Annotated in this window: 19 protein-coding genes and 1 tRNA gene; 6 read left to right on the top strand and 14 right to left on the bottom strand. The window is 72.3% G+C overall.

What is annotated here, in order from left to right; all coding sequences use genetic code 11:
- Nucleotides 1-119: 119 nt before the first annotated feature.
- The 10 genes from CHF15_RS25130 to CHF15_RS25085 all read right to left on the bottom strand — a co-directional run bounded on the left by CHF15_RS25130 (nt 120) and on the right by CHF15_RS25085 (nt 8,071).
- Nucleotides 120-1,160 carry a glycoside hydrolase family 18 protein gene (locus CHF15_RS25130; RefSeq protein ID WP_089226155.1) on the bottom strand — a complete coding sequence of 347 codons (1,041 nt, stop codon included), beginning with the start codon at nt 1,158-1,160 and terminating at the stop codon, nt 120-122.
- Between the two features lie 97 nt (nt 1,161-1,257).
- Nucleotides 1,258-1,929, bottom strand: coding sequence for a FadR/GntR family transcriptional regulator (locus CHF15_RS25125; RefSeq protein ID WP_089226154.1), 672 nt, complete (start codon nt 1,927-1,929; stop codon nt 1,258-1,260).
- Nucleotides 1,930-2,181: 252 nt separating this feature from the next.
- A tRNA-Pro gene (locus CHF15_RS25120) sits at nt 2,182-2,255 on the bottom strand.
- Nucleotides 2,256-2,320: 65 nt separating this feature from the next.
- Complete coding sequence (locus CHF15_RS25115; RefSeq protein ID WP_089226153.1) at nt 2,321-3,082, bottom strand: ferredoxin reductase; 762 nt, start codon at nt 3,080-3,082, stop codon at nt 2,321-2,323.
- The gene (locus CHF15_RS25110; protein ID WP_089226152.1) at nt 3,075-3,698 is read right to left on the bottom strand and encodes a sulfite oxidase-like oxidoreductase; all 624 of its coding nucleotides are present in this window, start codon (nt 3,696-3,698) and stop codon (nt 3,075-3,077) included. Before CHF15_RS25110 ends, CHF15_RS25115 begins: the two co-directional genes overlap by 8 nt.
- Nucleotides 3,695-5,014, bottom strand: coding sequence for an amidohydrolase (locus CHF15_RS25105; protein ID WP_089226151.1), 1,320 nt, complete (start codon nt 5,012-5,014; stop codon nt 3,695-3,697). Before CHF15_RS25105 ends, CHF15_RS25110 begins: the two co-directional genes overlap by 4 nt.
- Nucleotides 5,011-5,778 carry a nucleoside phosphorylase gene (locus tag CHF15_RS25100; protein ID WP_089226150.1) on the bottom strand — a complete coding sequence of 256 codons (768 nt, stop codon included), beginning with the start codon at nt 5,776-5,778 and terminating at the stop codon, nt 5,011-5,013. Before CHF15_RS25100 ends, CHF15_RS25105 begins: the two co-directional genes overlap by 4 nt.
- Nucleotides 5,779-5,832: 54 nt before the next feature.
- A complete protein-coding gene (locus tag CHF15_RS25095; RefSeq protein WP_245939035.1) occupies nt 5,833-6,783 on the bottom strand; it encodes an ABC transporter permease in 951 nt (316 codons plus the stop codon).
- A complete protein-coding gene (locus CHF15_RS25090) occupies nt 6,780-7,688 on the bottom strand; it encodes an ABC transporter ATP-binding protein (protein ID WP_089226149.1) in 909 nt (302 codons plus the stop codon). Before CHF15_RS25090 ends, CHF15_RS25095 begins: the two co-directional genes overlap by 4 nt.
- Nucleotides 7,685-8,071, bottom strand: a complete 387-nt coding sequence (locus CHF15_RS25085) for a GntR family transcriptional regulator (RefSeq protein WP_089226148.1) — start codon at nt 8,069-8,071, stop codon at nt 7,685-7,687. The genes CHF15_RS25090 and CHF15_RS25085 overlap by 4 nt, the downstream gene beginning before the upstream one ends.
- 136 nt (nt 8,072-8,207) lie before the next feature.
- Between CHF15_RS25085 and CHF15_RS25080 the strand changes: the two genes are divergently transcribed.
- A complete protein-coding gene (locus tag CHF15_RS25080) occupies nt 8,208-8,933 on the top strand; it encodes an ArsR/SmtB family transcription factor (protein ID WP_089226147.1) in 726 nt (241 codons plus the stop codon).
- Complete coding sequence (locus tag CHF15_RS25075) at nt 8,930-9,781, top strand: isocitrate lyase/PEP mutase family protein (protein WP_089226146.1); 852 nt, start codon at nt 8,930-8,932, stop codon at nt 9,779-9,781. The genes CHF15_RS25080 and CHF15_RS25075 overlap by 4 nt, the downstream gene beginning before the upstream one ends.
- A 54-nt stretch (nt 9,782-9,835) precedes the next feature.
- Here CHF15_RS25075 and CHF15_RS25070 read toward each other — a convergent pair whose 3' ends face one another.
- The 4 genes from CHF15_RS25070 to CHF15_RS25055 all read right to left on the bottom strand — a co-directional run bounded on the left by CHF15_RS25070 (nt 9,836) and on the right by CHF15_RS25055 (nt 14,824).
- A complete protein-coding gene (locus CHF15_RS25070) occupies nt 9,836-11,446 on the bottom strand; it encodes a glycerol-3-phosphate dehydrogenase/oxidase (RefSeq protein ID WP_089226145.1) in 1,611 nt (536 codons plus the stop codon).
- A gap of 7 nt (nt 11,447-11,453) precedes the next feature.
- A complete protein-coding gene (gene glpK / locus CHF15_RS25065; protein WP_089226144.1) occupies nt 11,454-12,980 on the bottom strand; it encodes a glycerol kinase GlpK in 1,527 nt (508 codons plus the stop codon).
- Nucleotides 12,981-13,020: 40 nt separating this feature from the next.
- Nucleotides 13,021-13,803: an MIP/aquaporin family protein gene (locus CHF15_RS25060; protein ID WP_089226143.1), complete on the bottom strand. Its 783-nt coding sequence runs from the start codon at nt 13,801-13,803 to the stop codon at nt 13,021-13,023.
- A gap of 256 nt (nt 13,804-14,059) precedes the next feature.
- The gene (locus CHF15_RS25055; protein WP_089226142.1) at nt 14,060-14,824 is read right to left on the bottom strand and encodes an IclR family transcriptional regulator; all 765 of its coding nucleotides are present in this window, start codon (nt 14,822-14,824) and stop codon (nt 14,060-14,062) included.
- Between the two features lie 231 nt (nt 14,825-15,055).
- Between CHF15_RS25055 and metH the strand changes: the two genes are divergently transcribed.
- From metH to CHF15_RS25035, 4 genes are all read left to right on the top strand, one after another.
- Nucleotides 15,056-18,562 (top strand): methionine synthase, encoded by a 3,507-nt coding sequence (gene metH, locus CHF15_RS25050; RefSeq protein ID WP_089226141.1) that lies wholly within the window; start codon nt 15,056-15,058, stop codon nt 18,560-18,562.
- Nucleotides 18,563-18,680: 118 nt separating this feature from the next.
- The gene (locus tag CHF15_RS25045; protein ID WP_089226140.1) at nt 18,681-19,382 is read left to right on the top strand and encodes an HAD family hydrolase; all 702 of its coding nucleotides are present in this window, start codon (nt 18,681-18,683) and stop codon (nt 19,380-19,382) included.
- A gap of 384 nt (nt 19,383-19,766) precedes the next feature.
- On the top strand, nt 19,767-21,362 hold the full coding sequence (locus CHF15_RS25040; RefSeq protein WP_089226139.1) for an ABC transporter substrate-binding protein: 1,596 nt from the start codon (nt 19,767-19,769) through the stop codon (nt 21,360-21,362).
- Between the two features lie 84 nt (nt 21,363-21,446).
- Nucleotides 21,447-21,893: ABC transporter substrate-binding protein (locus tag CHF15_RS25035; RefSeq protein WP_245939034.1), on the top strand; the 447-nt coding region annotated here is incomplete at its 3' end.

Raw genomic sequence — 21,893 nt, 5'->3', positions numbered from 1 at the left:
GTGCCACCCCCGCCGGCTGCCGTTCCTTCGCGTGCTGCACCAGCCTACGGCTTCGCGGGACAGGTGCCGCCGCCTTCGTAGGGGGATGATCCCCAGAGTCATCGGAGGTACGCGTCCGGTCAGCCACCGCTCCACGCCGAGCGGTACGCGGCCCAGTCGGCGGGGGTCGCGGCGAAGTCGACGTACAGCGCGAGACCGAAGCGCTCGCGGGAGGGCGCCTCGCGGGCGAGCCCGAGCCGGGCGCCGCGCACGGCGGCCGTGACGGTCTCCGCCCACGCGTGGCGGCCCAGATTGTTCGTGTGGTACCCGGGCAGGCCGACGAGCAGATCGGTCTCCGGCGGCGTCACCTCCAGGGCGAGCGCGGTCTGCTGGGCCACGTAGCCGCCGTACAGGCCCTCCAGGGGCAGGGCGGTGTCGTAGGTCATCATCGCGACCTGGTCCACGCGCCGGGCCACCTCCGCGAAGTACCGCTGGGACCACCACTTGGGGTGATTGAACAGCGGGCCGCTCACCGAGTGCAGGGAGGGCAGCGGGTCGATCTGGTGGGTCGCGACCGAGAGCGGCACGCCGCGGGCGGCGGTGAGCCGGTGCACCGAGTCCAGCAGCGCGAGGAAGCCGCGGTCGTCGGAGTACATCGGCTCCAGGTCCAGGTGCACCCCGTCGAACCCGGCCGCCAGGACCTGGGCGGCGCTGTCCCGTACCCGGACGCGGGCCGCCGGGTCGTCCAGGTGCAGGCCCTCGGAACCGTCGTGCGACAGGACCTGGCCGAGCCACGCCTGGACGCGGACCCCGGGCAGCACCGTGTGCATCCGGTCGATCATGTCCCGCGCGCCCGGGTACAGTCGGGCGTCGAGGCTGCCGTCGAACTCCAGGGGCCCGGTGTGCACGTACAGGTCCCGGGTGCCGCTGCCGCGCAACTCCCGGGCCAGCGCCGTCAGGTCCGCCTCGTCGCGCTCCCCGTCGACCCAGGCGTGCCCGAGCCACACCGCGTTCCGGTCGCGGTTGCCGCCGGCGCCGGAGACGTCGCCGGTGTACTCCAGGCGCAGGGCGACCCCGGCGGCGAGCACCGGGAGGAGGACGGCGAGCACGACCAGCAGCGCGCCGCGGCGCAGCGTACGGGCCGAGGGGCGGCGCAGGCGCAGCCTGAAGCGTGGATTCATCCGATCCCTCTTTTCGATCACTCTTACGAAGGACCGGACGCACCCCGGCACGGCGCGGTTCGCCCGCCGGTGGGATCCGGCGGGGAACCGCCGGGTCTCAGAGCGTGGAGCGCAGCCACTGCTCCACGCTGGCGACGTGCACCGTCGCCCAGGACCGCGCGGCCTCGGCGTCCCGGTCGCGCAGTGCCGCCAGGATGGCCCGGTGCTCGTGCAGGGTGCGGCTGACCGCGTCCTCCTGCGTCAGCCCGCGCCAGATCCGGGCCCGCGTGGTCGGCCCGGACAGCCCGTCCAGCAGCGAGCACAGCACCGAGTTGCCCGAGGCCTGCACGATGCCCCGGTGGAACTCCAGGTCGCACGCGACCAGTTCCTCCACCGACGGCGCCGTGCCCAGCGCCTCCAGCTGCTCGGTCAGGGCCTCCAGCTGGGACTCGGCGATGCGCGCGGCCGCCATCGCCGTGGCCGCGGGCTCCAGGATGCGGCGCACCGCGAGGAACTCCAGGACGGTGTCGTCGCGGTGGAAGTCCACCACGAAGCTCAGCGCCTCCAGCAGCAACTGCGGGTCCAGGCTGGTGACGTAGGTGCCGTCGCCCTGGCGTACGTCCAGGATCCTGATCAGGGACAGCGCGCGGACCGCCTCGCGCAGGGAATTGCGCGACAGCCCGAGATCCGCGGCGAGTTCGCTCTCCTTGGGGAGCCGGTCGCCGGGGCGCAGCGCGCCGGAGACGATCATCTCCTTGATCTTCTCGATCGCCTCGTCGGTGACCGCCATGAGCCCCTCGCCTCCCCGGACATCCGATGTATCGGGCCATTATGCCCGCACCTTCCGGGGCCGGTGACCTTCCGCGGGAAAGGGATCGCGCCGCCGGGCCGGCGAGCGGAGGACGGAGGCAGCATGCCCACGGGCGGCAGAACCGGTTCGACGGCGGCTCGCTCGACGGGGCCGACCGCGGTACCGGCACGCCGGGCACGCAAAGGCCGTGTCCGCTGCTGCGAACACGGCCTGTGACCTGTGAAATCACCGTCGGGACGACAGGATTTGAACCTGCGACCCCTTGACCCCCAGTCAAGTGCGCTACCAAGCTGCGCCACGTCCCGGTGAGGTCCCCCGGAGCGGTGCCCCGGAAGATCACGTAAAGAGGAGAATACCCGAACCTCGCTGATCAGCCGAATCGCTCGATCCGGATCCGGTCGAGCGGCTGCCCGGCGGCCGCCAGCAGGCGCGAGGCGTGCTCGGCGAAGCCGTTGCCGCCGCACACGTACGCCTCCCAGCCGCCCGGTGGCGGATCGGCCAGCAGCGGGGCCAGGTGGGCGGCGGTGAGGCGGCCCTCGGCGCGGGTGAGCAGCACGCTCGTCTCCGGGCCGTACTCGGCGGCGTAGATCAGGTCCTCGCGGGTGCGGGCCGAGACGATCAGCCGCAGCGGCACGTCCAGACCGCGCAGCCGGCGGTGCCGCACCATCGACATCAGCGGGACGACCCCCGATCCGGCGCCCAGCAGCAGCGCCGGGTGGTCCCCGGTCCAGGCGAAGAAGCCGCTGTGCGGGCCGCGGACCTCGACGGTGTCGCCCGGCCGGGCGACGGTGTGCAGGTGCCCGGAGACCTCGCCGCCGGCCACGAGGTCGAGGGTCAGCTCGATGTGGCCGGAGTCGTCCGGGGCGGAGGCGACCGAGTAGTTGCGCTGCGCCGTGTAGCCGTCGGGGGCGGTGAGGCGCAGCGTCAGGTACTGGCCGGGCAGATGGCCCGCCCAGCCGGGCACCGCGAGCCGGAAGGTGGCGGTGCGCGGGGTCTCCCGGCGGATCTCCGTGATCACCGCGCGCCGCCAGACCGACGACGCGGCCTCGGGCACGGCGATCCGGCCGGGCACGGCGAACCGGGCCGGCGGGACGAACGCCGGGGCGGGCGCGGGGGCGACGAGGTCAGTCATGGGCGTAGCGCTGCTCCTGCCAGGGGTTGCCCCGGTGGTGGTAGCCGTTCTGCTCCCAGAAGCCGGACTCGTCGTGGTCGAGCAGGCGCAGCCCGGCGATCCACTTGGTGCTCTTCCAGAAGTACAGGTGCGGGACGACCAGCCGGGCCGGGCCGCCGTGCTCGGGGGCGAGCGGCGCGCCGTCGTACTCCCAGACGATCCAGGCGCGGCCGCCGGTGACGTCCGCGAGCGGCAGGTTCGCGGCGTAGCCGGTGTGGGACCAGGCGACGACGTGCGTGGCGGCGGGGGAGGGGCGCGCGGCCTCGAGGAAGGCGTCGACCGACACCCCGCCGAAGCGCACGCCGAACTTGGACCAGCCGGTCACGCAGTGGATGTCGCCCCGGTACTCGGAGCGGGGCAGCGCGTGCGCCGCGTCCCAGTCCCAGGTGCGCGCGCCGTCCACCAGGCCGTCCACCCGGAACGTCCAGTCCGCGGTGGCGATCGTGGGCGTGACCTCGGCGGACAGGACCGGCCATGTGTCGCGGGCGTCGTACTGGCCGGGAGGCAGCCGCGGGTCGCGGTCGGCGGCACGGCTGCGCCCGGTGAAGCCGCGGGTGGGTTCGACGGCGGAGGTCATGCGGGGTGCTCCCGCTCCAGTGCCTCCAGCTCGCGCAGGGCGGCCGGTTCGTCGAGGGTGAGCAGCACCCGGTCGCGCATCAGGATCCGGCCGTCGACGACGGTGTCCCGTACGTCCGCGGCCGCGGCCGCGTAGGCCAGCATCGACCAGGGGTCGTGGCGCGGCGCGAGGTGCGGCCCGCCGAGGTCGAGGACGGCCAGGTCGGCGCGCTTGCCCGGCTCCAGGGACCCGAGGTGGTCGGCGAGGCCCAGCGCGCGGGCGGCCTCGATCGTCGCCATCCGCACCGCCTGTTCCGCGCCGACGGCCGTCGGGTCGCCGGCGGCCTTGTGCACCAGCGCCGCGGCCCGCACCGCGCCCAGGACGTCCAGGGTGTTGGAGCTCACCACACCGTCGGTACCGAGGCCGACGGTGACGCCCGCGGCCAGCAGCTCGGGGACGCGGGCGATGCCGCAGCCCAGCTTCAGGTTGGAGACCGGGCAGTGCGCGACGGACGTGCCGGTCCTGGCCAGGGCGGCTATCTCGCCGTCGGTCAGGTCCACGGCGTGCGCCAGCAGCACGTCGGGCCCGAGGACTCCGAGCGAGTCCAGCAGCTCGACCGGCCGCTTGCCGTGCGCCTCGACCACCATCGCGACCTCGGCCGCGTTCTCCGCCGCGTGGACGTGCAGCAGCGCGCCGTGCTCGCGGGCGAGCGAGGTGATGGCGACGAGCTGCTCGGGGTCGAGGGTGTAGGCGCTGTGCGCGAAGACCACCGGCCGGGTGCCCGGCGCGGGGGCGGTGCGCGCGGCCAGGTCGGCCGCGGCCCAGGCCATGCGGTCGCCGTACGGCCGGCCGTCGGGCGGCCCGGGCACGTCCATGAAGGTCGGACCGGCCAGCAGCCGCCAGCCCGCCGCCCGCGCGGCCTCCTCGGCGGCCTCGTGGAACCAGTACATGTCCAGGCCCGTGGTGACCCCGGCCCGTACGCTCTCCGCCACGGCGACCCGCACGCCCGCGGCCACGGCGCGCGGCGACAGCAGTTCGGCCTCGCGGGGGATCACCCGGGCCAGGAACTCCTGCAGGTCGACGTCGTCGGCGCAGCCCCGCAGCAGGGTCATCGCCAGGTGGGTGTGGGTGTTGACCAGCCCGGGGAGCACCAGGCACCCCGAGGCGTCGATCTCCGCGGCGGCGCGGTGGGCCGCGCGCACCTCCTCCGCCGGTCCGACGGCGATGATCTCGCCGTCCCGTACGGCGACCGCGCCGTCGGTGACGACGGTGCCCGCCGCGTCGACGGTCAGCACATCGCCGCCGTGCACCAGCAGATCGGCGTCCTGAGCGCTCACTTCTCGTCGCTTCCGTACTCGGTGGCCAGCAGATGCAAGGCGTCCAACGTTACCCGGCTGCCGCGGGCGACCCCCTCGGCGACCACCGCCCGGTGCGGGTCGTAGCCGCCGGTGGCCTCCACGTCGACCAGGTCGTCGGCGTTGGCGCCGTCGACGACGAGCGCCCCGCCGGCCACCAGCCCGCGCGTCGAGGCCAGCACCAGCAGCGCCGACAGCTCCATCTCGATCGCCGCGATCCCGGCCGCCGCGTACGCCTCGCCGGGCAGCGGCAGGAAGCCCGGCTGGAAGGCCGCACGCGTCCACACCACGCCCCGGTGGTGCGGCGCCCCCACCGCACGCGCCGCCCGCTGCAGCGCCAGCACCGCCTCCGGCGCGGCGAACGCCGGGTACTCCGGCGGCAGCAGCTGCTGCGTCACGCCGTCGTCCCGCACCGCGGCCTCGGCGATCACCAGGTCGCCGTCCCCTATGCCGGCGCGGATGGCGCCGGCCGTGCCGAGGCGCAGGATCGTGCCGACGCCGGCCTCCGCCAGCTCCTGGAACAGGCACATGGCGCCCGGCCCGCCGACCCCGTGCGAGGACACCACGACGGGGGTGCCCCTCCAGGTACCGGTGAAGGTGCGGTACTCGCGATGGTGCGACACCTCACGCGCGTCCGTGAGCAGGGCGGCGACCTCCGCCGAGCGCGCCGGATCGCCCACGACGACCGCGTGCGCGGGCAGCCCGGTGCGCGGGATGCGGGAGATGGGCAGCTGATCCGTGGTCATCGGGCCTCCGGGCCGGGCGGGACGATGCTGTGCGGATCACCCTACGGCCCTGGCTCAGGCCGTCCGGCGGCGGAGCAGCGCGAAGGCGGCCCAGCAGGCGAGGGCGGCGAGGGCCAGCACGATGCCGGTCTCGACGAGCTGCAGCGGCCAGTAGTGCGAGGCGGGGTGTCCCACGGCGTATACGTCCGTGTATTCGTTGTTCGTTAGGCACTGGTCGAATTCTCCGGGCTGGTCCAGATTGCACTCGGGACCCTGCACGGATTCCCCGGCGGCTGTGATGACGCCCACCTCCAGCCGTTCGGCGTCGCCGGGCAGGCGGGCCGCCTCGAAGCCGGTCCACCGGGTTGCCGGCCACAGATGGGTTCGGCCCATGGCGAGCAGGACGTACACCAGGAGGGTCGCGAAGAAGGCGAGACCGAGGCCACTGAGAGTGCGACGCATCAGCAGTCCGGCCAGGGCGCCCAGTGCCAGACCGAGCAGGACGTAGGCGACCAGGACCGGGCCGGTGGAGAGGAAGATGTCGTTCTCGTACCAGCCGGGGCGGTCCTCGGGGTGGCCCGTGCTCCACACCCGGCGGAAGAGCAGCGTCAGGCCGGTCGTGCCGCCGGTCAGCAGCAGGGCCGGTACGGCGAGCTTGGTGGCGAGCCAGCGCGTGGGGGTGACCGACTGGACCCACGCGAGCGCGGCGGTCCCCCGCTCCAGTTCCCGGCCGACAAGGGCGCCACCGGCGAACACCGCGACCGCGAGGGGAAGGATCGCCATCACGCGGCCCTGCAGGTGGAGGGGAATGTAGGCGTCGAACGGTTCCGGGTCGATGCAGCGTGGGGCGCAGGCGGGGTCGTACCGTTCGTCCCCCGCGCTCAGCCACAGGGCGCGAAGGAGCCAGCCGGTCCCGGCCGCCACGAAGGCGATCCACAGCCACAGCGCCGTACGGTGCAGCCGCACCACCGACCAGGGCAGACCGCGCAGGAACGGCGGCCGGGGGGCGGGGGCGACGGCGGTCATACGGCGATCTCCTCGCGGCGTGCGGGCGTGGCGTCGGCGGTGAGCAGGGCGGGCGCCCCGGGGTTGCGCAGATGGGCGAGGACCAGTTCCTCGAGGGTGGGCTCCTCCACCAGCCAGTCGCCGCCCTCCAGCGCACCGCCGGGGCGGACCAGCGCGGTGCGCCCGCGCCCGTTGGGGTGCTCCTCGACGACGGTGTGCGGCCCGAAGTCCGCGCCGGTGCCGGTGAGCAGGCGGTGCGCGGCCAGCAGGTCGTCGGTGTCGCCCGCCAGCCGGACCCGGCCCTGGCCGAGCAGCAGCAGATGGTCGCAGACACCGTCCAGTTCGGCGACGACGTGCGAGGAGATCACGACGGTGGTGCCGTGCTCCGCCGCCGTGGCCATGAGGGCGCCGGTCAGCTCGTGGCGGGAGAGCGGGTCGAGGTCGGCCATCGGCTCGTCCAGGAGCAGCAGTTCGGCCCGCTTGCCCAGCGCCAGGGCGAGCGCCACGCGGGTGCGCTGCCCGCCGGACAGGGCGCGGACGCGTGCACCGGGCGTCAGGCCGCTGCCGAACGCGACGCGTTCGGCGGCATCCTGGTCCCAGCGGCCCGGGTTGAGCTCGGCGCCGAGCCGCAGCGTCGCCGCCACGGTGAGCTGCGGGTGGAGCGGCTTGTCCTGGGCGACGTAGGCGAGCCGTGTGCGGGCGGCGCCGGGCGTCGTGCCGCACACGCGGAGCTGCCCCTCGGTGGGGCGCAGCAGCCCCGCGGCGAGCGCGAGCAGTGTCGACTTGCCCGCGCCGTTGGGTCCGACGAGCGCGCAGATCCGGCCGGCGGGCAGCCGGAAGGTGCAGTCGCGCAGTACGTGGTCCCGGCCCCACGCGTAGCGCATGCCGAGCCCGGCCGCCTCGACGGCGGCCTCTTGCCGGTTCATCTCTCCCCCTCGGAGAACTCCTGGTCGAGCACGGATTGGAACAACGCCGCGGCGTCCTCGCGGTCGAGCCCGGCGGTGCGCGCCCGGCGCATCCAGTCGGTCAGTTCGCCCGCGAGCGGCGAGTCGGCCGGTCCCGCGCCCAGCGACTTCTGGACGAAGGTGCCCAGGCCGCGGCGGGCCTCCACCAGGCCCTCGCGCTCCAGCTCGCGGTATGCCTTGAGCACGGTGTTGGGGTTGACGGCGGTCGCCTCGACGACCTCGCGCGCCGTCGGCAGCCGGTCACCGGGCTCCAGGAGCCCCAGCCGCAGGGCCTGTTTGGTCTGCTGGACGATCTGGAGGTACGTGGCGACACCGCTGCGGCGGTCGATGCGGAACTCGACCATGCGCTAAACACCCTTTCACTAAGCAAGTGGTGAAAGGGTGGGGCTTCGGCTGACGTCCTGTCAAGGTGCGGGCGGCGGCGGGGTCGCCCGCGACACTTCGGCGTGCGCCGAAACGTCCGGGGCGCATCCTGGGGACATGGTGCGAGACGACCACGCGGGAAGTGCCCTCGCCGCCCTCGCGGCACTCCTCGCGGACGAGACACGGGCGGCGATGTGCCTGGCGCTGCTCGACGGCCGGGCCTGGACCGCGGGGGAGCTGGCCCGGCACGCGGGGGTGGCGCCCTCGACCGCCAGCGAGCACCTCGGCCGGCTGGTCGCGGGCGGGCTGCTCGCCGAGGAACGCCAGGGCCGGCACCGCTACGTACGCCTCGCCGACGCCCGTACCGCGCAGCTCGTCGAGGACCTCGCCGCGCACGCCGGGCCGCCGCCCGCCGCGCCCCGCACCCTCGCCCAGGCGGGCGCCGGGAGCGCCATGGCCCGCGCCCGGACCTGCTACGACCACCTCGCGGGACGCCTCGGCATCCTCGTCACCGACGCCCTGACCCGGCGCGGACTGCTCGATCAGAGCAACGGCTTCGCCCTCACCGACGAGGGCGTGGAGTGGTTCACCGGGCTCGGTGTCGACCTCGCCGCCGCACGCACCGGCCGCCGCCCGCTCGCCCGGCCCTGCCTGGACTGGACCGAGCGCCGCCCGCACCTCGCGGGTGTCGCCGGGGCCGCGCTGTGCGGACACGCCCTCGCGTCGGGCTGGTGCGTGCGCATCGGCAGCGGACGGGCCCTGAAGCTCACCGCGCGGGGCCGTACGGCTCTCCACACCCACCTGGGCATCGCGCCCGACGCCTTGGAGGCACCCACCGCATGAACCGCTTCGAGGCCTTCCGCGCCCTCCACCGGGCCGGCCGCCCGCTGTTCCTGCCCAATGCCTGGGACCGCGCCTCCGCGGCCGCCCTCGCCGCCCGCGGCTTTCCCGCGATCGGCACCACCAGCCTGGGCGTGGCCGCCGCCGCGGGCCTGCCGGACGCGGCCGGCGCCACCCGGGAGACGACCCTCTGGCTCGCCCGCGACCTCGTCCGGCTGCCCGTGCTGGTCAGCGTCGACATCGAGGGCGGCTTCGGCGCCACGCCCGAGGACGTCGCCGAACTCGCCGCCGACCTCGAACGGCTGGGCGTCGCCGGCGTCAACATCGAGGACGGCCGCCCCGGGGGAGCGGGCCTGGCCGACCCCGCCCTGCAGTGCGAGCTGATCACAGCCATGAAGCGCACCGCTCCCGGGCTCTTCGTCAACGCCCGCACCGATACGTACTGGCTGGGCGCCGCCGAGGACGACCGGGCGGACGACCGGGCAGAGCGGGCGGAGGAGACCCGCCGCCGCGCCGCCGCCTACCTCGCGGCCGGCGCCGACGGGATCTTCGTGCCCGGCCTGGCCGACGAGGGCGCCATCGCCGCGCTCGCCGACGGCCTTGGTGCCCCGCTCAACGTCCTGCTCCCGCAGGGCGGCCCGGGGCTGTCCCGCCTCGCCGCCCTCGGGGTGAGCCGTGTCAGCACCGGCTCCCTGCTCTTCCGCGCCGCGCTCCACGCCGCCGTGGACAGCGCCTGCCGCGCCCTGGAGGGCGCACCGCTCCCGGCGGGCCTGCCCTCGTACGCCGACGCCCAGGACCTGGCGGCCGCCTACGCCCCGCCGTCAACGCGGCGGCCCGGGCGTCCGGGGTGAGCGGGGAGGTCCTTCCGCTCGCCCCGGGGCGCCCGGGCCCACGGGTCGGGGGTGTCAGTCGCGCCGGCCGGCCAGCAGTGACTCGACCCGCTCCCGGACGTCCGCGGTGTCCAGGCCGCGCACCGTCAGGGTGGTGCGGCGACGCAGCACGTCGTCCGCCGTCTGCGCCCACTCGTGGTCGCGGGCGTACACGACCTGGGCCCAGATCTCCGGGCCGTCCGGGTGGATCCGCTCACCGAGCGCGGGGTCCTCGTTGGCCAGCCGGGCGATGTCGAAGGACAGCGCGCCGTAGTGGGTGGCCAGATGGCGGGCCGTCAGCGGGTCGAGGCGCTGGCCCGGCTCCCGGTCCACCAGCAGCCGGTGGGCGACCGCGTTGGGGTTGGCGACGCCCGGCAGCGGGATGCGCCTGGGCAGGCGGTCCAGCGGTTCCATGTCCTCGGTGAGCGGACCGCCGGGCAGCTTGGCGAGCTTGGCCGTCACGGTGCGGCCGATGTGCCGGTACGTCGTCCACTTGCCGCCCGCCACCGACAGCATGCCGCCGCTGCCCTCGCTGACGACGGTCTCGCGCTTGGCCTTCTCCACACCGCCGGGGCCGCCGGGCAGTACCCGCAGGCCGGCGAAGGCGTAGGTGATCAGGTCGCGGGAGAGGTGCTCGTCCCGCACCGAGTGGGCGGCCTCGTCCAGGATCTGGCTGATGTCGGCCTCGGTGGCCCGCACGTCGGCCGGGTCGCCGGTGTACTCCTCATCGGTGGTGCCCAGCAGGAGCTGGTCCTCCCAGGGCAGGGCGAAGGTGATGCGGTACTTGTCGATCGGGGTGGCCATGGCGGCGCGCCACGGGGCCTTGCGCTTCAGGACGATGTGGGCGCCCTTGGAGAGCCGGATGCTGGGGGCGGCGCCCTTGTCCTCCATGCGCCGCAGGTGGTCGACCCACGGGCCGGTCGCGTTGAGGACCAGCCGCGCGTCGACCCCGAACTCGGTGCCGTCCAGGCGGTCCTCCAGGTCGGCGCCGGTGACCCGGCCGTGCGTGAAGCGAAGACCGGTGACCTCGGCGTGGTTGAGGACGACGGCACCCGCCTCGACGGCGGCGCGCACCGTCATGACCGCCATCCGCGAGTCGTTCATCTGGTGGTCGTAGTAGACGGCGACGGCCTTGAGGTTCTCCGTGCGCAGGGCGGGGTTGGCGGCCGCCGCCCTGGCCGGGGAGATGACCCTGCCGACCCCGTCGCCGAAGGCGGACAGCGCCGAGTAGGCGAACACGCCGGCCCCGAGCTTGGCGGCGCCGACCGGGCCGCCCCGGTAGACCGGCAGGTGGAAGGTGAGCGGGTTGACCAGGTGCGGAGCCACGTCCCTGGCCAGGACCCGCCGTTCCATGTGGTTCTCCGCCACCAGCTTGACCGCGCCGGTCTGCAGGTAGCGCAGACCGCCGTGCACGAGCTTGGAGGAGGCGGAGCTGGTGGCGCCGGCGAAGTCGCCGGCGTCCACCATCGCGACCCGCAGCCCCGACTGCGCGGCGTGCCATGCCACGGAGGTGCCCAGGATGCCGCCGCCGACGACCAGCAGGTCGTAGGTGGCGCGGCTCAGCAGTTCCCGGGTCTCGGCGCGGCCCGGGTTGCGGCCGGCGGTCGGATGCGTCCCGAGAGCCGGGACGCGCTGCAGGGTGGTCATGATCGGTTCACTTCTCCTCTTCGATCCAGCCCATGGTGCGCTCGACGGCCTTGAGCCAGTTCTTGTACTCCCGGTCGCGGGCGTCCTCGTCCATCCGGGGGGTCCATTCGGCGGCCCGGCGCCAGTTGGCGCGCAGTTCGTCGGTGTCCGACCAGAAGCCCACGGCCAGACCGGCGGCGTAGGCCGCGCCCAGGCACGTGGTCTCGGCGACCAGCGGGCGCACGACGGGGGCGTCCAGGAAGTCGGCGAGGGTCTGCATCAGCAGGTTGTTCGCGGTCATTCCGCCGTCGACCTTGAGCGCGGTGAGCTCCACGCCCGAGTCCTTGGTCATCGCGTCGACGATCTCGCGGGTCTGCCAGGCGGTCGCCTCCAGTACCGCGCGGGCGATGTGCGCCTTGGTGACGTAGCGGGTGAGGCCGGTCATCACACCGCGGGCGTCGGAACGCCAGTACGGGGCGAACAGGCCGGAGAAGGCCGGCACGAAGTAGGCGCCGCCGTTGTCCTCCACGGACAGGGCCAGGGTCTCGATCTCGGCCGCGGTCTTGATCAGGCCCATCTGGTCGCGCATCCACTGCACCAGCGAACCGGTGACCGCGATCGAGCCCTCCAGGGCGTAGACCGGCTTCTGGTCGCCGATGCGGTAGCCGACGGTGGTGATCAGGCCGTTGTAGCTGTTGATCGGCTTCTCGCCGGTGTTCATCAGCAGGAAGGTGCCGGTGCCGTAGGTGGACTTGGCCTCGCCCTCGGAGAAGCAGGTCTGGCCGAACAGGGCCGCCTGCTGGTCGCCGAGCGCGGAGGCCACCGGCACACCGGCCAGCGCCCCGGCCGCGGCGGAGCCGTACACCTCGGCGGAGGAGCGGATCTCCGGCAGCACCGCGGCGGGGACGCCGATCGACTCCAGGATCTTCTGGTCCCAGTCGAGGGTGTGCAGGTTCATCAGCAGCGTGCGGGAGGCGTTGGTCACGTCGGTGACGTGGTGCCCGCCGTCGACACCGCCGGTGAGGTTCCAGATCACCCAGCTGTCCATGGTGCCGAAGAGGATCTCGCCGGCCTCGGCGCGCTCGCGCAGGCCCTCGACGTTGTCGAGCAGCCAGCGGATCTTCGGTCCGGCGAAGTAGGAGGCCAGCGGCAGGCCGGTCTCGCGGCGGAAGCGGTCCTGCCCGACGTTGCGGCCGAGCTCCTTGCACAGCGCGTCCGTACGGGTGTCCTGCCAGACCAGGGCGTTGTGCACCGGCTCGCCGGTGTTCTTGTCCCACAGGACGGTGGTCTCGCGCTGGTTGGTGATGCCGATCGCCTTGACGTCGGCGGAGGTGATGCCGGCCTTGCTGACCGCCTCCTCGACGACCTCCTGCACGTTGGTCCAGATCTCGGCCGCGTCGTGCTCGACCCACCCCGGCTTGGGGAAGATCTGCTCGTGCTCCTTCTGGCCGACCGAGACGATCCGGCCGTCCTTGTCGAAGATGATGCAGCGTGAGGACGTGGTGCCCTGGTCGATGGCCGCGATGAACGGGCCTGTGGTGTGGGCGTCGGTCACGGTGTGCTCCTCAGGTCCTTGGGATGTCGGGGGCTGCTTCTCAGAATGCGATCTTGTAGAGGCCGGCCGCGAGGACCGAACCCACGATCGGGCCGACGACGGGTATCCAGGCGTAGCGCCAGTCGGAGCCGCCCTTGTTGGGCAGCGGCAGCAGGGCGTGCACGATGCGCGGACCGAGGTCGCGTGCGGGGTTGATGGCGTATCCGGTCGGCCCGCCCAGCGAGAGGCCGATGCCGACCACGACCAGCGCGACCATCAGGGTGCCGGTACCGGAGACCGCGAGGCCCTTGGTGAGGCCGAGGGACAGGATGAAGAGCACCAGGACGAAGGTGCCGATGATCTCCGTGGCGAGGTTCTGCGCGACGTTGCGGATCTCGGGGCCGGTGGAGAATATGCCCAGCACGGGGCCGGGGCCCGTGGTCTGCTTCTCGGCCGCCGCGGTGGCCTGCGCCCCCGGACCGCCGGTGATCTCGGCGTCCGTCAGATGGGCCTGGAACTGGCCGTAGTAGGTGATCCACACCAGGGTCGCGCCGATCATCGCGCCGAGCATCTGGCCGGCCAGGTAGACCGGGACCTTGCTCCACTCGCCGCTGTCGATCGCAAGACCGATCGTGACGGCGGGGTTCAGATGGGCGCCGGAGAGGGAACCCGAGATGTAGGCGCCGGCCAGGACCGCGAAGCCCCAACCGAAGGTGATGGCCACCCAGCCGGCGTTACGGGCCTTGGAACTCTTGAGGGTGACAGCCGCACAGACGCCGCCGCCGAGGAGGATCAGAACAGCGGTACCGATGGTCTCGCCGATGAAGATGTGGTCGCTGGACACTCGCGACTCCTTTGTCCTTCGTCCAGGGGAAGGCGAACCCCGGTCCCGTTCCGGAGTCCGTGGGCCTGTGACCAGGCCCTCGGCGGTCCCACGGTTACGTACACCTTACCGACTCCGTCGGCTGGTGTTCGACAATGTCGACCGTCGAACGAGAGTGTTCTCCTGCGTGACCGGACCCGTCAAGGGTTCGTCAGGTTGCGGAAAGGTCTCCGAGTCGGTGTGTTCGGCCGGTCGTCCCGGTGTGTTCGGCCGGTCGTCAGAAGCGGCCGGCGCCCAGGTCGCGGGAGACCGCCCTGGCGCAGTCCCGTACCGCCGCGACCAGCTGGGGCCTGATCTCGCCGTCAGCGCAGACCCGTTCGACCGCGCCGGTGACGGCCACCGCCCCCACGGTCATGCGGTGCCGGTCGTGGATGGGGGCGGCGATGGACGCCACGCCGTCCCAGGTCTCCTCCAGGTCGGCGCTCCAGCCGCGGGCGCGGGTGAGATCCAGCACACCCTCGAACGCCGCGTCGTCGGTGACGGTGCGCGCGGTCAGCGGCTCGCGCTTGATCTCGGCCGCCTCGCTGTGCGCGACCGGGTCGTAGGCCGACAGCACCTTGCCCAGCGCGCTGCTGTGCAGCGGGTGCATGGCCCCGACCTCCAGCACCTGCCGGCTGTCGTCGGGACGGAAGACGTGGTGGACGATGAGCACCCCCTGCTGGTGCAGCACGCCCAGGTAGACGGCCTCGCCGCTGGAGCGTGCCAGGTCGTCGGTCCACACCAGGGCGCGGGCCCGCAGCTCGTGCACGTCCAGGTAGCTGTTGCCCAGCCGCAGCAGCTCGGCCCCCAGCTGGTAGCGGCCGGAGACGGGGTCCTGTTCGACGAAGCCCTCCTGCTGCAGTGTGCGCAGGATGCCGTGCGCGGTGCCCTTCGCCAGACCCAGGGAGGAGGCCACGTCCGACAGGCCGAGCCTGCGCTCTCCGCCGGCCAGCAGGCGCAGGATCGCGGCCGCCCTGGCGAGCGACTGGATGGGACCTGGCATGAACAACCCCTCCGTAAGGAACGACCACGCGCCGATACGACTGATTCGACAATGCTGAACGATGGCAGACGATGCCGACCGTCATCATCCCAGAGAAGAGTGTGGCACCGCCGTCCGCCCCTCGGAATGCCCTGCGGCGGAATCCGGGGTCTTGGCTACGCTGGCCTGGTGTGTACCAGTAGGACCGGCGCACACCAAGCCGACAGCCGTCGCACTCCAGGGAGCACACCCATGGCCCAGCCGTCCCTTCCGTCCACGAGCGGTGCCCGAGGCGCAGCACTGCGAGAGGCCCTGGCGACCCGGGTGGTCGTCGCCGACGGGGCGATGGGCACGATGCTCCAGGCGCAGAATCCCACCCTCGACGACTTCGAGGGACACGAGGGCTGCAACGAGGTCCTCAACGTCTCCCGCCCCGACATCGTCGCCTCCGTCCACCGCGAGTACTTCGCCGTCGGCGTGGACTGCGTGGAGACCAACACCTTCGGCGCGAACTTCTCCGCCCTCGGCGAGTACGACATCGCCGACCGCATCGTCGAGCTGTCCGAGGCCGGCGCCCGCATCGCCCGCGAGGTCGCCGACGAGTTCACCGCCCGGGACGGCCGCCAGCGCTGGGTCATCGGCTCCATCGGGCCCGGCACCAAGCTGCCGACACTCGGTCACGTCGACTACGCCGTCCTCAAGGAGGGCTTCCGGCAGAACGCCGCCGGTCTCGTCGCCGGCGGCGCCGACGCCCTGCTCGTCGAGACCTGCCAGGACCTGCTGCAGATCAAGGCCGCGGTGCTCGGCACCAAGGAGGCCCTCGCCGAGGCCGGACTCGACCTGCCGCTCTTCGTCCAGGTCGCCGTCGAGACCACCGGCACCATGCTGCTGGGCTCCGAGATCGGCGCCGCGCTGACCGCGCTCGAACCGCTCGGCATCGACACCATCGGCCTGAACTGCTCCACCGGCCCCGCCGAGATGAGCGAGCACCTGCGCTACCTCGCCCGGCACGCCCGCGTCGGGATCTCCTGCATGCCGAACGCGGGACTGCCCGTCCTCGGCAAGGACGGCGCCCACTTCCCGCTCGGCCCCGAGGGCCTCGCCGACGCCCAGGAGGCCTTCGTCCGCGAGTACGGGCTCTCCCTGGTCGGCGGCTGCTGCGGCACCACCCCCGAGCACCTGCGCCAGGTCGTCGAACGCGTCCGCGGCCACGAGGTCACCGCCCGGACGCCGCGCCCCGAGCCGGGCGCCTCCTCGCTCTACCAGACCGTCCCCTTCCGCCAGGACACCTCGTACCTGGCCATCGGCGAGCGGACCAACGCCAACGGCTCCAAGAAGTTCCGCGAGGCCATGCTCGACGGCCGCTGGGACGACTGCGTGGAGATGGCCCGCGACCAGATCCGCGAGGGCGCCCACCTGCTCGACCTGTGCGTCGACTACGTCGGCCGGGACGGCGTCGCCGACATGAACGAGATCGCCGGACGGCTGGCCACCGCCTCCACCCTGCCGATCGTGCTGGACTCCACCGAGCCCGAGGTGCTCCGCGCCGGCCTGGAGAAGCTCGGCGGCCGCGCCGTGATCAACTCCGTCAACTACGAGGACGGCGACGGTCCCGACTCCCGCTTCGCCCGCACCACCCGCCTCGCGGCCGAGCACGGCGCCGCGCTGATCGCCCTCACCATCGACGAGGAGGGCCAGGCCCGCACCCCGCAGGCCAAGGTGGCCGTGGCCGAGCGGCTCATCGCGGACCTGACCGGCAACTGGGGCATTGCCGAGAGCGACATCATCGTCGACTGCCTGACCTTCACCATCGCCACCGGGCAGGAGGAGTCCCGCAAGGACGGCATCGCCACCATCGAGGCGATCCGCGAGCTCAAGCGCCGCCACCCGGACGTGCAGACCACGCTCGGCCTGTCCAACATCTCCTTCGGCCTCAACCCGGCCGCCCGCATGGTGCTGAACTCGGTCTTCCTCCACGAGTGCGTCGAGGCCGGCCTGGACTCGGCGATCGTGCACGCCTCCAAGATCCTGCCGATCGCCCGCATCCCCGAGGAGCAGCGCGAGGTCGCCCTGGACCTGGTGCACGACCGGCGCCGCGAGGGCTACGACCCGCTGCAGCGCTTCCTGGAGCTCTTCGAGGGGGTCGACACCAAGTCCGTCCGGGCGAGCCGCGCCGAGCAACTGGCCGCGCTGCCGCTGGAGGAGCGGCTGCAGCGGCGCATCATCGACGGCGAGAAGAACGGCCTGGAGGCGGACCTCGACGAGGCCCTGACGACGCGGCCCGCCCTGGAGATCGTCAACGAGACCCTCCTGGAGGGCATGAAGGTCGTCGGCGAGCTCTTCGGCTCCGGCCAGATGCAGCTGCCGTTCGTCCTGCAGTCGGCCGAGGTGATGAAGACGGCCGTCGCCCACCTCGAACCGCACATGGAGAAGTCCGACGCCTCCGGCAAGGGCACCATCGTGCTGGCCACCGTCCGCGGCGACGTCCACGACATCGGCAAGAACCTCGTGGACATCATCCTGTCCAACAACGGCTACAACGTCGTCAACCTCGGCATCAAGCAGCCCGTCTCGGCGATCCTCGACGCCGCCGACGAACACTCCGCCGACGTCATCGGCATGTCGGGCCTGCTGGTGAAGTCCACGGTGATCATGAAGGAGAACCTGGAGGAGCTGAACCAGCGCGGCCTCGCCGCCCGCTACCCCGTCATCCTCGGCGGCGCGGCGCTCACCCGGGCCTACGTCGAGCAGGACCTCCACGAGCTCTACGCCGGCGAGGTCCGCTACGCCCGCGACGCCTTCGAGGGACTGCGCCTGATGGACGCCCTCATCGCCGTCAAGCGCGGCGTGCCCGGCGCCACCCTCCCCGAACTCAAGCAGCGCCGCGTGGCCGCACGCGAGAGCGTCGTGCCCGAGCCCGAGGAGAACCGGGGCCAGATCCGCTCCGACGTCGCCGTCGACAACCCGGTGCCTGCCCCGCCGTTCTGGGGTTCCCGCGTCGTCAAGGGCATCCCGCTCAAGGACTACGCGTCCTGGCTGGACGAGGGCGCCCTCTTCAAGGGCCAGTGGGGGCTGAAGCAGTCCCGGGCCGGCGGCCCCACGTACGAGGAACTGGTGGAGACCGAGGGCCGCCCGCGGCTGCGCGGCCTGCTGGACCGCCTGCAGAGCGAGGGGCTGCTGGAGGCCGCCGTCGTCCACGGCTACTTCCCCTGCGTCTCCAAGGGCGACGACCTGATCATCCTCCACGAGGACGGCACCGAGCGGACCCGCTTCACCTTCCCGCGCCAGCGCCGCGGCCGCCGGCTGTGCCTGGCCGACTTCTTCCGGCCCGAGGAGTCCGGCGAGACCGACGTGGTCGGCCTGCAGGTCGTCACCGTCGGCAACCGGATCTCCGAGGCGGCCAACGAGCTCTTCGCCGCCGACGCCTACCGCGACTACCTCGAGCTGCACGGCCTGTCCGTCCAGCTCGCCGAGGCCCTGGCCGAGTACTGGCACGCCCGGGTCCGCGCCGAGCTCGGCTTCGCCGGGGAGGACCCGGGCGCGATGGAGGACATGTTCGCCCTGAAGTACCGGGGCGCCCGCTTCTCGCTGGGCTACGGGGCCTGCCCCGACCTGGAGGACCGCGCCAAGATCGCCGAGCTGCTGGAGCCCGAGCGGATCGGCGTCCGCCTGTCGGAGGAGTTCCAGCTCCATCCGGAGCAGTCCACCGACGCGATCGTCATCCATCACCCGGAGGCCAAGTACTTCAACGCGCGGTAGTCGGACGTACGTCGTACACTGGACGGTCCGATACGGCACCTGGCCGGTCGCACGCCCCCACCACCCGGGCGCGAGGCGACCGGCCTTTGTGCCCCCTGGCAGCAGAGGAGTGGGGCGCATGACGAGCGGTATTCCCGCCACCGAGATCCGGCCGGCCCGGGAGGCAGGCCTGCAGGCCGTGCTCCTGGACATGGACGGCACGCTGGTCGACACCGAGGGCTTCTGGTGGAACGCGGAGGTCGAGGTCTTCGCCGAGCTCGGCCACGTCCTGGACGACACCCACCGCGAGGTCGTCGTCGGCGGTCCCATGGCCCGCAGCCTGGGACACCTCATCTCGGTCACCGGGGCGGACGCCACGCTCGCCGAGCTGTCCACCCTGATCAACCTGCGTTTCGTCGAGCTCATCGGCCGCGGCGTGCCGCTGATGCCGGGCGCCCAGCGGCTGCTCACCGATCTGGCCGCCCACGGGGTGCCCGCCGCCCTGGTCTCCGCCTCCCACCGGCGCATCATCGACGCCGTCATGCTCTCCCTCGGCTCGCGGCACTTCGCCTTCTCCCTCGCCGGGGACGAGATCGAGCGGACCAAGCCGCACCCCGACCCCTACCTGCTCGCCGCCGCGCGGCTGGGCGCCGACCCCACACGGTGCGTGGTCGTCGAGGACACCCCCACCGGTGTCGCGGCCGCCGAGGCCGCCGGCTGCCGGGTCGTGGCCGTCCCGTCCATCGCCGCCATCGCACCGGCCCCCGGGCGGACCGTGGTGACCTCCCTGGAACGCGTCGACGTGCCCTTTCTGCGCTCTCTGATTACAACCGTTCACTGAGCGTCGTCGTGAATTGAACGGAAACTCTAGGCGTTTGCACGGCTATTTTCCGTGACGATTCAGGGTGCCGAATTGTTTACCGGCCAGTACGGCGGGGCGTGATACTTTTCACATCCGCGGGTGTCGACAGCGCGCACCGGACGTGCTCCGGCCCGTCAAATTGCGGTGAAGTCGGTGGGGTTGTGTCCGGATTGGGGAGCCGCGCGCTGTTCGTTCCGCTGCCCGGATTTCGGTGCGCCACGCCCTGTTATCCGCCCGTGACGTGGGCTCAACTTCTCCGTGTTCGGGGGCGGTCCGCCGGAATGCCGGGGCCCGGCAATTACAGGTATCGTCGCCCCGCTCAACACTGCGCGGCCAAGGGCCGGAAGAGGGAGAACAACGAGGATGAATCGCAAGCTACTGGTGCTGCCGGCGCTGCTGGGCCTCGCCGCGCCCGTACTCGCCGGGTGCGGCGACTCGACCGGTGGTGGCGGTGGCGGTGACGCGATCGTCATCGGCTCCACGGACCCCCTCGAGGTGTCCGCGGACCAGCCTTCCCCCCTCGACCCGGCCACGGCGTACGACGGCGGCACGTACAGCTTCCTGAACAACACCTTCCAGATGCTGCTCGGTTACACGCGCAGCTCCACCACCCCCGAGCCCGACGCCGCCAAGTCGTGCACCTTCTCCGACACCAAGTCGGAGACGTACCGCTGCACGCTGCGGGACAACCTGAAGTTCGCCAACGGCCACGCGCTCACCTCGGAGGACGTCAAGTTCTCGGTCGACCGCGTGCTGAAGATCAATAGCGACATCGGCCCGGCGAGCCTCCTGGTGAACATCGACAGCGTCGAGGCTCCGGACCCGAAGACCGTCGTCTTCCACCTCAAGACCTCCGACGCCACCTTCCCCTACAAGCTGGCGACCCCGGCCGCGGCCATCGTCGACAGCGAGGTCTACAGCGCCACCGAGCCGCTCAAGGGCCTGAAGATGGAGGGCTCCGGTCCGTACAAGCTGGACTCGTGGCAGGACGGCAAGGCCGTCCTCAGCGCGAACCCGAACTACACGGGCCTGATCGGCAAGCGCAACAACGAGAAGGTCGAGGTCCACTTCTTCCCCTCGGCCGCCGAGATGATGAAGGCGCTCGCCGCCGGTGACGTCGACCTGGTGAACCGCACCCTCGAGTCGGACCAGATCAACAAGATCGAGCAGGGCACCGTCGAGAACGTCAAGCTGACCGAGACCCCGGGTCTCGCGGCCCGCTACATGTTCTTCAACGTCGAGGACTCCTCGGTGAAGGACAAGGCCGTCCGTGAGGCCATCGCCCGCCTCGTCGACCGCGACAGCCTCACGCGCGACGTGACCGGCCGCACCGCGACCCCGCTGTTCGGCGCCGTCCCGACCGGCATCACCGGCCACACCAACGCGTACTTCAACGCCTACGGCGAGCCCAACCGCGACAAGGCCGCCGAGGTGCTGTCCGACGCGGGCATCAGCACCCCGGTCAAGTTCACCTGGACCTACCCGACCGAGCACCCCTCCACGCCGGACAAGGAGGAGGCCGAGAACCTGAAGAAGCAGCTCGAGGCCACCGGGCTGTTCGACGTGAGCCTCCAGCCGATCACCTGGAAGAAGTTCCTGAAGGGTGCCGCCACCGGGCAGTTCGCCGCCTACTCGCTGAGCTGGCTCCCCGACTTCCCGGACGCCGAGACCTACATCGCGCCCTTCTTCGCTGACGACGGATTCCTCGACCTCAACTACAAGGGCGAGACCATCAAGAACCAGCTCCTGCCGGCCACCCGCCGGTCCGCGGACCGCGGCAAGACGGACAAGGACTTCGGGCAGATGCAGGAGATCCTGTCGCAGGACCTCCCGATGATCCCGCTGTACCAGGACAAGCAGTTCGTCGCCAGCCGCGACGGCATCACGGGAGCCGAATGGTTCCTCAACTCCTCTTCCAGCGCCCAGTTCTGGGAGATTGGTCGCGGTGTGACAGGATGAGCCACCGGTCGGCCGGACCCGGGAATTCCCGCGGTCCGGCCGGCACGGGCCTGCCCCGTACCACGAAGCAGTGAGGGAAGTCTCGTGAGGAATCGAGTCCAACGACTGGCGCTCCCGCTCTCCGCGACCATGACCGCGGTCGTGGTCGCCGGCTGTGGTACGGGAGGGTCGGACGGCGGGGCCGACGGGGACCCCCTCACGATGGGCATCACGGACAAGGTGACCGCGGTCGATCCGGCCGCCGGTTACGACGTCGGTTCCTGGATCGTGTTCAACAACGTCTTCCAGTCGCTGCTGAGCTTCCCCAAGGGCGCCACCAAGCCCGAGCCCGAGGCCGCGCAGAGCTGCAAGTTCACCGACGAGGCCAGCAAGACCTTCGACTGCACGCTGCGCGGGGGCCTGAAGTTCAGCAACGGTGAGGCGCTGACCTCGGAGGACGTGAAGTTCTCCTTCGAGCGCACCATCAAGATCAATGACGAGAACGGTCCGGCGGTCCTGCTGGACTCGATCAAGACGATCGACACGCCCTCG

It is taken from the genome of Actinacidiphila glaucinigra, from assembly GCF_900188405.1.
Classification (GTDB): Bacteria; Actinomycetota; Actinomycetes; order Streptomycetales; family Streptomycetaceae; genus Actinacidiphila; species Actinacidiphila glaucinigra.
Note: the sequence above shows the minus strand (reverse complement) of the source record. Positions and strands in the feature narration are given on the sequence as shown.